At 69.9% G+C, this 12,442-nt stretch carries 12 protein-coding genes and 1 tRNA gene; 4 read left to right on the top strand and 9 right to left on the bottom strand.

Translation table 11 applies throughout. The annotated features are described in order from the left end of the window. Positions 1-274: 274 nt before the first annotated feature. Positions 275-724, bottom strand: a complete 450-nt coding sequence (locus EAO78_RS16445) for a universal stress protein (RefSeq protein ID WP_122106869.1) — start codon at positions 722-724, stop codon at positions 275-277. 147 nt (positions 725-871) lie between these two features. Between EAO78_RS16445 and EAO78_RS16440 the strand changes: the two genes are divergently transcribed. Then, a complete protein-coding gene (locus tag EAO78_RS16440; protein ID WP_122106868.1) occupies positions 872-2,473 on the top strand; it encodes an amidohydrolase in 1,602 nt (533 codons plus the stop codon). A 45-nt stretch (positions 2,474-2,518) separates the two neighbouring features. Here EAO78_RS16440 and EAO78_RS16435 read toward each other — a convergent pair whose 3' ends face one another. The 7 genes from EAO78_RS16435 to EAO78_RS16405 all read right to left on the bottom strand — a co-directional run bounded on the left by EAO78_RS16435 (position 2,519) and on the right by EAO78_RS16405 (position 9,366). Further along, positions 2,519-3,187 (bottom strand): anthranilate synthase component II, encoded by a 669-nt coding sequence (locus EAO78_RS16435; RefSeq protein ID WP_122106867.1) that lies wholly within the window; start codon positions 3,185-3,187, stop codon positions 2,519-2,521. Further along, the gene (gene trpE / locus EAO78_RS16430) at positions 3,184-4,911 is read right to left on the bottom strand and encodes an anthranilate synthase component I (RefSeq protein ID WP_122106866.1); all 1,728 of its coding nucleotides are present in this window, start codon (positions 4,909-4,911) and stop codon (positions 3,184-3,186) included. The genes EAO78_RS16435 and trpE overlap by 4 nt, the downstream gene beginning before the upstream one ends. Next, positions 4,908-5,552 carry a phosphoribosylanthranilate isomerase gene (locus EAO78_RS16425; protein ID WP_122106865.1) on the bottom strand — a complete coding sequence of 215 codons (645 nt, stop codon included), beginning with the start codon at positions 5,550-5,552 and terminating at the stop codon, positions 4,908-4,910. The genes trpE and EAO78_RS16425 overlap by 4 nt, the downstream gene beginning before the upstream one ends. Beyond that, on the bottom strand, positions 5,552-6,616 hold the full coding sequence (trpD, locus tag EAO78_RS16420) for an anthranilate phosphoribosyltransferase (protein WP_122106871.1): 1,065 nt from the start codon (positions 6,614-6,616) through the stop codon (positions 5,552-5,554). The genes EAO78_RS16425 and trpD overlap by 1 nt, the downstream gene beginning before the upstream one ends. 250 nt (positions 6,617-6,866) lie before the next feature. Then, positions 6,867-7,574, bottom strand: a complete 708-nt coding sequence (locus EAO78_RS16415; RefSeq protein WP_122106864.1) for a universal stress protein — start codon at positions 7,572-7,574, stop codon at positions 6,867-6,869. Positions 7,575-7,714: 140 nt separating this feature from the next. Next, positions 7,715-7,975 (bottom strand): hypothetical protein, encoded by a 261-nt coding sequence (locus tag EAO78_RS16410; RefSeq protein WP_122106863.1) that lies wholly within the window; start codon positions 7,973-7,975, stop codon positions 7,715-7,717. Between the two features lie 92 nt (positions 7,976-8,067). Next, positions 8,068-9,366 (bottom strand): tRNA pseudouridine(54/55) synthase Pus10, encoded by a 1,299-nt coding sequence (locus EAO78_RS16405; RefSeq protein ID WP_122106862.1) that lies wholly within the window; start codon positions 9,364-9,366, stop codon positions 8,068-8,070. An 88-nt stretch (positions 9,367-9,454) separates the two neighbouring features. Between EAO78_RS16405 and EAO78_RS16400 the strand changes: the two genes are divergently transcribed. Continuing rightward, positions 9,455-9,835, top strand: coding sequence for a DUF5830 family protein (locus tag EAO78_RS16400; RefSeq protein WP_122106870.1), 381 nt, complete (start codon positions 9,455-9,457; stop codon positions 9,833-9,835). Positions 9,836-9,880: 45 nt separating this feature from the next. On the opposite strand, the gene EAO78_RS16395 is transcribed toward EAO78_RS16400, so the two are convergent. Then, entirely contained in the window at positions 9,881-11,233 is a 1,353-nt protein-coding gene (locus EAO78_RS16395; RefSeq protein ID WP_122106861.1) for a DUF7115 domain-containing protein, read from the bottom strand. A 163-nt stretch (positions 11,234-11,396) separates the two neighbouring features. Between EAO78_RS16395 and EAO78_RS17980 the strand changes: the two genes are divergently transcribed. Further along, positions 11,397-11,550, top strand: a tRNA-Met gene (locus EAO78_RS17980). A gap of 36 nt (positions 11,551-11,586) precedes the next feature. Next, on the top strand, positions 11,587-12,405 hold the full coding sequence (locus EAO78_RS16385) for a polysaccharide deacetylase family protein (protein ID WP_122106860.1): 819 nt from the start codon (positions 11,587-11,589) through the stop codon (positions 12,403-12,405). Positions 12,406-12,442 lie beyond the last annotated feature (37 nt).

Genomic DNA, 12,442 nt, shown 5'->3' with positions numbered 1-12,442 from the left:
GTTCCTCTTCACTCAGATGTTCGAGGTGATCTTTCGACGGTCCAGGCATAGTTCGTACTCACACTCTAACATTACAAATTTTTCGGCTATCACTACAGCTCTCGTGCAGCCCATCAGAAATCTTCGACTTCTGAGGACGAGAAAAAGGTGGATGTGGACCCTCCATCGACCGGCTGTTTCACGCAAATTCGTGTCCGAAAATAGGGTCTCAACGAAGCCTTTGCGGTCGAAAAACGAGTCTATCCGACCGCTCCGCCGAGCGACCAGCCCCCGCTCAGCCCTGAACGGTCGTCTTCACGATGCTCACCGGCGCGGGCGACTGTCGGGAGACGCGCTCCGTGACGGACCCGAGCATGCGACGGTACTCGCCCGGCCGCGTCTTCGATCCCATCACGGTGAGGTCGATGTCCTCCTCGTCGATGTACCGGAGGATCGTCTCGTCCGGCTTCCCGTACACGAGGTCGGTCACGACCTCGACGCCCGCGCTCTCCGCGCGCTCGGCGACCGCCTCCAGTGCCTCGCGGCCGTTCTCCTCGAGAGTCTCCTCCGCGCCCTCCGAGCCGTCCACGAACTCGTCGCCGGAGTAGGCGTTGACGATGTCGCTGTCGACGACGTAGAGCACGTGGAGGGTCGCGCCGTACCGGTCGGCCGCGTCGATGGCGTGGTCGGTCGCGCGATCGACGCCCTTCGTGCCGTCCGTCGGGAACAGTATCCGGTCGTACATACGTGAGGGTTCGTCCGATGGCCGAATAAAACGTGTGCCCGATTCCGAGATCCGGAGACCATCACCGAGTGCTGGATCGGGTGCGCCCCGGACGGGCTTCCCGGATCCGTCCCAAACGGTTAATCCGTCCGGCGCGGGAGGACGTTCATGAGCGAAGCCGCGGACCGGGTCTTCCTGAACGGGGAGGTCCACACGCTAGCCGAACCCGACGCAACCCACGAGGCGGTCGCCGTTCGAGACGGCGAGGTCGTGCGGCTCGGACGGACGTACGACGTCGAGTTCCTCGCGGGGGCGGACACCGACGTCGTCGACCTCGCGGGGCGAACCCTCCTGCCGGGGTTCATCGACGCACACACCCACCTGACCACCGTCGGACGGTCGCTCGTCCACGCCGACCTCTCGGCGGCCGACTCGCCGGCGGACGCGGTCGAGTTACTGGCGGAGCGGGCGGCGGAGGTCGAGGGTGAGGTCGGCCAGGGTGGTGACGGATCCAGCGACCCCGACCCCGCGACCGAGTGGGTGCTCGGCTACGGCTACGACGAGTCGACGTGGGAGGAGAAGCGGTACCTGACCCGGACCGACCTTGACCGGGTCTCGACCGACCGCCCGGTGGCCGCGTTCCGCGAGGACATGCACGTCGCCGCGGTCAACGGGGTTGCGCTCGACCGGTTCGACGACGCGCTCGAGAGGGTTCCCGACGAGACGGTCCCGACCGACGACGCGGGCGACCCGACGGGCGTCCTCCTCGAGAGCGCGATCGACCCGATCTACGAGGCGGTCGAGCCCGGCGTGGCGGGAACCCGTTCGGCCGTCGAGGCGGGCCTCGAGCTGTGCGCCGAGCGGGGGGTCACCGGCTTTCACGACATGGTCCGGGACTCACACGCCCCCCGGGTCTACCGCGACCTCGACGCGGCCGGCGAGCTGACCGCCCGCGTCCGGATCAACTACTGGACCGACCACCTGGACGCGGTCCGGGAGGTCGGGCTGGCGACGAACGCCGGCTCCGCGTTCATCGAGACCGGCGCGATCAAGTCCTTCACCGACGGGAGCTTCGGCGGCCGGACGGCCAAGCTCTCCGAGCCGTACGCCGACGACCCCGACGAGACCGGACAGTGGGTGATCGAGCCCGACGAGCTACGCGACTGGGTGCGCGAGGCGACGGCGGCCGGCTACCAGTTCACGGCCCACGCCATCGGCGACGGGGCGATCCGGGCGACCCTCGACGCCTACGAGGAGGTGGCCGCGGGCGATCCGGGCGAGGACCGCCACCGGATCGAACACGTCGAACTCGCCGACGACGACGCGATCGACCGGATCGCGGAGACGGGCGTCGTCGCCAGCGTCCAGCCGAACTTCCTGAAGTGGGCGCGGTCCGACGGGCTCTACGAGTCGCGCCTCGGCGAGGAACGGACGGCGGAGACCAACCGATACCGCGAGATGCTCGATGCCGGCGTCCGGCTCGCGTTCGGCTCCGACGGGATGCCGATGGACCCGCTCCTCGGCGTCCACCACGCCGTCAACGCGCCCGCGGAGGGACAACGGCTCTCCGTGATCGAGGCGCTTCGCGCGTACACCCGTGGAGCGGCATACGCCGGCTTCGACGAGGACCGGCTGGGAACCGTCGAGCCCGGAAAGCGCGCCGACTTCGTCGTCCTCGAGGAGTCGCCGTGGGAGGATCCGACCGCGATCCGCGACGTCGACGTGGCGATGACGGTCGTTGACGGCGAGGTCGTTCACGACGCACGCTGAGGGGCGTTCGCGAGGATTCGATTACCTTCTACCGCCGCCCACGCCTCACGCGACCGACTCGAGGAAGTTCCGGATCACGTCGTGGCCGACCGCGGTGAGGACGCTCTCGGGATGGAACTGGACCGCCTCGATCGGGTGGTCCCGGTGGCGGATACCCATCACGACCGGCTCGCCGGCGTGATCGGTCGTCGCGGTGACCGCGAACGACTCGGGCACCTCCGTGGCGACGAGCGAGTGGTACCGACCCGCCCGAAAGCCCTGTTCGAGCCCGGCGAACACGCCCTCGCCGTCGTGATCGACCGGGAACGCCTTGCCGTGGATCGGCTCGGGCGCGTGCCCGACCGTGCCGCCGTACTCGTGGACGGCCGCCTCCAGTCCGAGACACACGCCGAGGGTGGGAACCTCGGGGGACAGCTCCCGGAGCACCGACGCGGAGACGCCCACGTCCCGCTCGTTCCTCGGGTGTCCCGGTCCGGGGCTGATCAACACGGCGTCCGGCTCCTCGGCCTCCACCGCCGACAGCGACGCGGTGTTCTTCAACACGGTGATGTCGACGCCGGCGGCGTTGTCGTCGCCGGCGGCGTCCTCGGGGCCACCATCGCTGTCACCGTTGCCGTCGGTATCCACATCGTCCCCCCCGATCGACAGCTCAGAGACGTACTCGACGAGGTTGTAGGTGAACGAGTCGAAGTTGTCGACGACGACCACCTTCATTTCCCGATCCCCTCGAGTGCTGGCTCGCCCTCGCGGACCCGATCGATCGCGGCGAGGACGCCCTCCATCTTCCGCTCGGTCTCCTCGTACTCCGCGGTCGGGTCGGAGTCGGCGACGAGTCCCGCGCCGGCGCGGACCGTGACCTCGTCGGTACCGTTCTCGGCGTCGACGCCCCCCGCCGATCCGAGCCCCTCGCGGATCGTCGCGGTCCGGATCACGATCGCGAAGTCGGCGTCGCCGGTCCACGAGTAGTAGCCGACGCCGCCGCCGTACGCCTCCCGTGGAGTGGTCTCGAGGTCGTCGATGATCTCCATCGCGCGCACCTTCGGCGCGCCCGTGAGCGTGCCCGCGGGAAACGCCGCCCGCGTGGCGTCGAACGGGTCAGAATCGGCCGCGAGCGTCCCCGTCACCGTCGACTCGATGTGTTGGACGTGACTGTACTTCAATACGTTCATGAACTCCTCGACGCGGACGGACCCCGGCTCGGACACCCGGCGAACGTCGTTTCGCGCGAGGTCGACGAGCATGGTGTGTTCGGCGCGTTCCTTCCCGTCCGCGAGCATCTCGCCGGCCAGCCGGCGGTCCTCGACCGGGCTCGTCCCGCGCGGACAGGTACCCGCGATCGGGTTCGAGACGACCCGATCGCCTTTCACCGAAACGAGCGTCTCCGGGCTCGCGCCGACCACCGTCCGGTCGTCGTGACGGAGGACGTACATGTACGGCGAGGGGTTGATCTCCCGGAGCGCCGCGTACAGCCCGAGCGGGTCGACGTCGCCCCGAAGCCGGCGGCTCCGGGAGATCACGCCCTGATAGATGTCGCCGTCGAGCACGTGGCGTTTCGCGGTCCGGACCGCCTCCTCGTAGTCCTCCTGCGGGTCGGCCTCCTCCTCGCGTACGCGGATGCCGTCGGGGTCAGGCGGGTCGGCGGCCGCGAGGTCGGCGGCGACGCGGTCGGCCTCCCCGGCGAGCGCGTCGTAGACCTCGCCCGGATCGTCGTCGACGTCGATGATCGGCGTGAACACCAGTTCGACGGTCCCCTCCTTCTCGTCGAAGACGACCGTCCGGGTCGTCAGCAGGAACTCGGCGTCGGGAAAGTCCGTCTCGGGGCGCTCGACGCCGACCTCCTCGAGCCAGAGGTCGTAGACCGCCTCGTACGCGAGGAAGCCGACGAAGCCGCCGGAGAGGATCTGCCGGTCCGTCTCCGGGAAGCCGCGACGGGCCACGTCGGGGAACGCGGCGCGGATCCGATCGATGACGTCGGCGTCGTCGTTGGCGGTGTTGTCGCCGTCGCCGTTGGCGGTGTTGTCGCCGTCGCCGTTGGCGGTGTTGTCGCCGTCTCCGTCCTCGTCGCCAGCGTCGCCCTCGATTCCGCCGATGAACTCCGCGGCGGGGCCGAGTTCGGTCACTTCGGTGCGGTCCGGACGAACGGAGACGACCGCCTCCGGGTCGTAGCCGACGAACGAGTAGCGGGCGTGCCTGTCGGCCTTTCCCCCCGCGGTGAACGCGCCGTCGGGATCGCTGGAGGCCACCTTCTCGCCGGACTCGAGGAGGAAGCCGTACGGCTCCTCGCCGACGAGCGTCGCGTACGCCGAGAGCGGGGTGGTCTCGGGATCGAGCGACGCGGCCGCGCGGACGACGACCGGCCGCTCGGCGTCGTCGATCAGGTCGACGAACTCCGCGCGCGAGCGGTCCAGCGGGGTCGTCCCGTCGCCGCTTCCGGTCATGCGACCTCCATCTCGCGGCCCGCGTTGGTGACGAACCGGGCGACCGCGTTGTGGTCCTTCCTCCCCTCGACGCGTTCGACGCCGGAGGCCACGTCGACCGCGAACGGGTCCGCGACCCGCACCGCCTCGGCGACGTTCTCCGCGGTGAGCCCGCCGGCGAGCACGACGGGAACCGTCAGCCGATCGGCGAGGTCGCCGGTCGCCGCCCAGTCGTGGGTCTCGCCGGTGCCGCCCGCCCCGGACTCGCGCGTCGAGTCGACGACGAGCGCGTCGGCGACGCCGTCGAACTCCTCGGCACGGACCGGGTCCGTCGCGTCGACCGCGAGCAGCACCTTCCGCTCGGTCTCCGCGCGGATGAACCGGAGCTCGTCGGGGGTCCACTCGCCGTGGAGCTGGACGGCGTCGGGGCCGATGGTCCGGACGAGTTCGACCGCGCGCTCGGCCGACGTCGGCATCGTGACGAGCGTCGCCGTGACGAACGGGGGAACGTCGGCGAGCAGGTCCGCCGCGCGTGCCGGGTCGACCTCCCGGGGCGTGTCGACCGGTACCTCGGTTATGACGCCGACCGCGTCCGCCCCCGCCTCGACCGCCGCCCGGAGGTCCGCGCCGTCGGTGAGCCCGCACACCTTCACCCGCGCCATCACTCGACCTCCGCGCCGGAGCCCGCGGCCACGCTCGAGTCGGCCGGTTCGGCCTCCTCGACGGAGTCGTCACAGAGCGCGGCGAGCTTGTCGGCGGCCGCCCCGGAATCGATCGCCTCCGCGGCGCGCTCGACGCCCGCCGACAGGGAGTCGGCCTCGCCGGCGACGTAGACGGCCGCGCCCGCGTTCGCGAGGATCAGGTCGCGTTTCGCGCCCGTCACCGAGCCGTCGACGATCCCACGGAGGTCCGCCGCGTTCTCCTCGGGCGTCCCGCCGGATACCGCCTCGATCGGCGCTCGCTGCACGCCCAGGTCCTCGGGGGTGATCGTGAACTCCGTCACCTCCTCGCCGACGACCTCGGCGGCGACCGTCTCGTCGTGAATGCCGATCTCGTCCATCCCCGCGCCGTGGACGACGAGCGCGCGATCGACGGGCATGTGTGCGAGCGCGCGGGCTATCGGTCCGACCAGTTCGGGGTCGTAGACCCCGAGCAGTTGGGCGTCCGCCCCGGCGGGGTTCGTCAGCGGGCCGAGCACGTTGAAGATCGTCCGCATCCCGAGCTCCTTTCGGGGACCGATGACGGCCTTCATCGCGGGGTGGAAGACGGGCGCGAGCATGAACCCGATCCCGTCGTCCTCGATGGCGGCCTCGACCGCGGCGGGCTCGGCCTCCACGTCCGCGCCGGCGACCTCGAGCACGTCGGCGCTGCCCGAGGAGGAGGAGACCGAGTAGTTGCCGTGTTTGGCGATCGGGACGCCCGCGCCCGCGGCGACGATCGCCGAGGTCGTCGAGACGTTGATCGTGTCGTAGTCGTCGCCGCCGGTTCCGCACGTGTCGACGAGCGGCGCCCGGTCCGGCTCGATCGTCCGGGCCGCGTCGCGCATCCCCCGTGCGAAGCCCGCGATCTCCGCCTCGGTCTCGCCCTTCGCGCGCAACGCGGCGAGGAGCGCCCCGATCTGCGCCTCGGTCATCTCCTCGAAGACGAGCCGCGCGGCCTCGCGCGCCTCCTCGAGCGACAGGTCCTCCCCGTTCGTCACGCGTTCGACCGTGTTCTGAATATCCATGATGATCACCGATGTATGTGTTCGTGTTGTAATGTACAAGTATGTACACCGATTTAACGCTGTCGCCCCGGTACGAGCGCTCCGTCGTCGGGGAGAACGGCCGCTCCTCGGGAACGGCCGCTCCTTGGGACGGCGGCTACGCGGACGCGCGACCGCACAGAACGGGAGCAAGGGAAGACTCGAACACGAAGAAGGGAAGACTCGAACACGAAGAAGGGAAGACTCGAACGCGACGGGAGGGGAGCGTCGCCTACTCGAGCGGCTGCTCGTCGGCCGCCTCGACGACGACCACGGGGACTGCGGCCTCGTCGACGACGGTGTCGGTCGTGGAGCCGAAGACGAACCGGCCGACCGTGCCGGTCGTCGGCGCGCCGACGACGACGAGGTCGTAGTACGGCGACTGTTCGACTATCGCGCCGGCGGCGGTCCGGTCCTCGACGAGCCAACGGTCCACGCGCTCGAAGCCCCCGAGCCGGTCGCGGGCGGAATCGAGCAGGCGCTCGCCGGCCGTCCCGTGGTCCTCACTCTCGACGCGCCCGGCGGGTTCCCCGTCGTCCGCGGCGGCATCACTCCCGTCGTCACTGGCGGTATCGGGCCCGTCGACCTCGGGTGAGTCCCAGCCCGAGAGGGCTTCGTCGGAGGGGACGACGTGGAACAGCTCCAGCCACGCGTCGGTCGCTTCGGCGATCCGTCTCGCGACGTCGACCGTCGCGCCGGAGTGCGGGCCGGGCCCCACCGCGACGAGGACCGAGGAGACGCGATCGGGGCGGTTCGCCCGGTCGAGCCCGTTCAACGCCACGTCGCCCGCCGTCGGGACGTCCTCCGAAGCCGTCGCGACGGCGGGTTCGACGACCGGTTCGCCGACGCCCGGCGTCTCGGCTCCCGGGTTCGCGTCCACCGTCGGATCGGTTCCGCCGCCGGCATCCGCGTCGTCGACGTCGGCGTCGCTCCCCTTCATACCCTACGCGTCAGACGTGCGCATGATAAATCCTCGCGATCGCTCCCCCTTCCGATCGCTCGCCGTTCCGACATCCCGCGTGTCCGGTCGCCCCCGGCGCCACCGGAACCGTCTTCCCGGACCGTCCTCGTGCCGACGCCCTACTTCGCCGTGGCCTTCATCGTGACGAGTACGGTAGGTATAATGATCGGTATTGTCAATATAGCACCGCTAATTACCACGAACGGAGCCACCGCCTGAACCGGATACGCGAGGACGGTTACGGTCACCCAGTCGATGGCGTTCACCGTCACGAAGTACGCGAAGGCAGTTAAAGACAGAACCACGCCGAACACGACCGGTGCGACGGCGGCGATCGGCGGAGACTCGCCACGTTCGGTCGTCCCCGTTGTACCGGTCATCGAGGGTATCCCACCATAGAGTCTTGTAAAATATGTGCATTAATAAACGGTTCGGATGCGCTCACAGCGGAACAGGGAGGAAGCCCGCGGCTTCAGTCGTGGGTCACTGACTCCCGGAAGAACGCCCCGTCCTCGAACGGCTTGTCTTCACCCTCGACGGCGAGGACGTCGAGGGCGGTGACGTCGGCGCCGACGCCGAGGAGTCCGGCGAGGCTCGGCTCGGTCCGTCCCTCGTCGCCGGAGATCAGCTCCTTGATGTAGAGCCCGCCGGCGCCGTGTATCTCGACGGTGGCGTGTCGCGGGTCCGCGAGCTCCGCGGTCGCCTCGTACACCTCGCGCTCGCGGGTCAGGCTCGCGCGCCGGTGGTCGACGCGGTTCGGCGTGTACTGCTCTATCGTCGCGCCCTCCAGCTCGTCGATCGCGGCGGAGAGGTCGTCGCCGTCGACGTCGCCGTCGAACGTCACCTCGGCGCGGTAGCGCTTCGAGGCGTCGTGCTCCTTGACGCGCTCGACCATGTCGTAGGTCGCGAGCCGGAGCCCTTCGACCTCGACCGCCCCCTCGGCGAATGCGTTGACGTCGGCCTCGAGCCGGTCGGTGTCGACGCGACGGCGACGCGGCTCCGCGACCTCGATCACGAACGGGCGGCCGGTGCCGAGCATGAGCGCGTCGACGTCCTCGCGCCCGGCACCGTGGAACGTCGCCTCGGTGCCGTCCATCACGTCCTCGACGATCGGCGCGGTGTACTCCTCGACGCTGTCGTCGTAGAGGTAGCCCGATCCGCCGCAGTGGTCACACGGGTCCGCGCCCTGCCGTCCCGAGCCCTTGCACTCCCGACATGGCCACTCGGTCTGGGGGATGTCGCGCTCCAGCTTCCGGTAGCGGCCGTAGACGAACGCGGAGTTCACCTTCGCGTCGATGGCGTCCTCGGCGAGGTCGATCGTGAACTGGACGTCCGGGCGGTCGAAGGAGACCTCCCCGCCCGTCAGTCGCCCGAACCGCTTGCCCACCTCGCGGTTGAACTCCGACTTGAACGGCTCGCCGGCGTCGTCGTCGAGGCCGGCCTCCTCGCGTAACAGCGCCTCGTTCTCCTCGATCAGCGGCGGCGGCCGCGTGCCGACGTTGTACGTGGAGAACTCCGTTCCCTCGACTGCCTCGGCGGCGCGTTCGGCCCACCCGTCGAACTCGGCACAGCGGCCCTCACACACCCAACAGTCCGCGGTCGAGACCGGCTCGTGGTCGTCGTCCTCGCGTAACGCGAGCGAGACCCGCAGCGCCGACCCGCGCTCGGCGTTCGACAGCCCGAAGCTCCGGTCGGCGACGAGCCGACCGAGACAGGCGTCACACACCGGGCCGGTCGCGGTCGCACGCGCGGCGACTTCCAGTACGTCCATACGGGGCGAAGCCGGCCGCCGGGTAACTGTCTTGCCCTTGTCCCCCGCTCCCGACCGACTTATGTCCGTCACGGCCGTCGGCTCGTCCGTGAGCGAGCCGGCGACGCGCGCGGAGAAGGTGGACCTCGCCGTCGAGCTTCTCGCACATCTCGAACGCGAGGAGCTCTCGCTGCCCGAGGCGATGGACCGGATCGAGACCGTGACGACGAACCCCGCGCTCACCCGCGAGATCCTCGACACGGCCGAGAAACGCGGCGTGATCGAACGCGAGAACGCCCGCCTGCGCGTGTTGCGGGGCGGAACCTACGTGGAGTACGACAGCCAGGTGGTCGCCCGCGAGGGCGACTTCGAGTGTAAGCGATGCGGCACGGGGATCACGACCGGGCACTTCGTCCGGCTCCAGGCCGGCGAACTGGGGCCGTTCGGCTCCTCGTGCGTTCGGAAGGTCACCGGCCGGGACTCCGAGTGATGTCGAACGGTCCCGTGTGACGCCGAACGGTCCCGTGTGACGCCGTCAGCGTCCCTGTCGGAGCTCCTCGATGAGCCGATCGAGCAGTTCGGACTGTCGTTCGATCTTCGCCGACTGTGCCTCGACGGTCTGACGGAGCGCCGCGACCTCGGCGGCGAGGTCGTCGTCCTCGACGCCCGCGCTCTCGAAGGGTGACCCCTCGAACCCGTCGGCGTCGGCCGAACCCGTCGAGTTCGTCGGGGGCTCGGTCCCGCCGTGATTCGCGGCCGAGTCGGTCGCGGCCGAGTCGGTCGCGGCCGAGTCGGTCGCGGCCGGGTCGCTCGGAGCCGGATCGGTCGCGGCCGGATCGTCCGCGTCCGCCGTCGACGTACCGAACTCGTCCGCGAGCGGGTCGCTGCCGGCGGCTCCACCGGAACCGACGTCGGCGGGATCGGCCCGACCGGCGTCGGCCGGAGCGTCGACCGGCGCGTCGACCGCGTCGGCGGTCGTACCCGTGTTTCCGATCGTCTCGTCACCGCCGCCGTGACGGTCGTCGGGGCCGGTACCGCCACGATCGAAGTCGGCTTCCGACGGGACGTCGGCGTCCCTTCCCGTGGTCGTTCCGGGGACCGTTTCCGGGTCGGCCGCCGCCCCCGTTTCCATCCCCGCGCTCCGATCGGACGCCGCCTCCGCGTCGGCCGCGGGCGACGCCGAGAGCGGGTCGGGTCCCTCCCCGAAGTCGGTCGTCCCGGTCGACTCCTCGGCCGCGTCGTCCTCGTCGTCGGCGACGACGACGCGGAACTCCTCGAGGCTCCCGACGCCGTGGAACTCACAGACCGCGTCGACGAGGCTCTCGCGGACCGCGCGGGCCGACTCGTTGGGGGCCTTGAACCGCTCGGAGCGACCGTCGTGGGCGAGCACGACCGCGGTCGCGACGGTTCCCTCCTCGAAATCGAGGTCGGTCAGGTCCGCGTAGGGGAACTCCTCGAACTCCTCGTCCCAGACGGCCGACCCGACGTGTTTCACGAGCCGGCTGTCGGTGACGACGAGGGTCAGTTCCGAGAAGCGGAACGTGCGGACGACAGACTCGCCGGAGTCGGTCACGCCCCGCGCCGAGAGCACGCCGGCGAGCACGGGATGGACCACGTCGTCGAGGCGTTTCGACGGGACGGCCAGCGTCTTCTCGCCGTCGAGGCCGTAGCCGAAGAGGACCTTCGACTTCCGGCGGCCGCTCGAGACGGCGATCCGTTCCGCGTCGTGGGCGTATTCCTCGACCGTCTCGTCCGAGAGCAGGCCGTCGGCGCGGTAGACGAGCGTTCGCGTGGGCGTGACCGCGAGGAGGTCGTCCCCTCCGAGCGGGACCCGCGCGACGACCTCCTCGTCGCCGGCGGCGCCCGCGAGTAGGTCCGGAAGGCTCATACGCCGAACGTCCGGGGCGTCGGGCATAAATCCGCGGGGTCCGTTTCTCGGTCCTGGATCCGCCCGTGCAAATCTCTCACGCCCCAGTCCTCCCGTGTGGACCCCTCACAGACCCCCGACGGATGGGAAGGTTAAAGAGTGTCATCGCGATACGTGAGAGTGAGGCCGGGTGGCTTAGCTGGACATAGCGCCGCACTCATAGGGTTCAGAGATTCGGTGCGGTGACGCCTTGGAAGCGTCCGCGTCCTTCCCGTGGCTCCGCCGAGCCTCGGACCTGGGACATGCGGAGATCGTGGGTTCGGAGCCCACCCCGGCCATCTAACCTTTTATTCCCCCGACGGAGACCACGGGGTATGCCACACCGCGTCTGTCTCACCTACGACTTCGACGCCGTCGCCGGCTGGACGAGCGCCGGGATGCCCGAGTACCGCTCGTGGGGAGTCTACGGGGCCGAGACGTGCGTTCCGAGACTGCTCGGTCTCCATGACCGGACCGGCGTGCCCGCCACCTGGTTCGTTCCGGGACACACGATCGAGAGTTTTCCCGAGATCTCGGGCGAGATCCACGACCGCGGCCACGAGATCCAACACCACGGGTGGAGCCACGACCCGCTCCCGTCCTTCGGCTCGAGGGAGGCCGAACGCCGCGACTTCGTCCGCGGGATCGAGGCCATCGAGGACCTGACCGGCGGGACGCCGACCGGCTTTCGGAACCCGGCGGGCGGCTTCTCCGAACACACCGTCGACCTGCTTCGGGAGTTCGGCTTCGAGTGGGACTCGAGCGGCACCGAGCGCGACCTCCAGCCGTACTACCTCCGCGAACCGGGCACCGTCGAGGACGGGAAGCCGTATCGACGCGGCGACCGGACCGACATCGTGACCGTTCCGGTCCCGTGGCACCGCGACGACTGGCTCCAGCTCTTTCCCGTCGCCTCCGACCCGCAGTTCGTCTCCTACGGACACGAGCCCGACGTGTTCCACCGCTGGCGGACGGAACTGTCGTGGATGCGCGACCACGTCGAGGAGGGCGTCCTGACGCTTCTGTTACACCCGCAGTGTGCCGGCCGCGCCCCGTTCGTCGCCGAGCTCGAGGCGTTCATCGACGACGTGACGGACATGGCCGATACCGACTTCGCCGACGTCTCGACCGTCGCGTCGTCGTTCTCGGCGTGAGCGGTGCGAGCGGTCCGGGATTCGAACGGCGCTCGAG

Origin of the sequence: Halobellus captivus (genome assembly GCF_003697845.1) — an archaeon.
GTDB lineage: Archaea > Halobacteriota > Halobacteria > Halobacteriales > Haloferacaceae > Halorubrum > Halorubrum glutamatedens.
The sequence above is the reverse complement of the archived record's forward strand: the minus strand, read 5'-3'. Positions and strand labels throughout refer to the sequence as shown.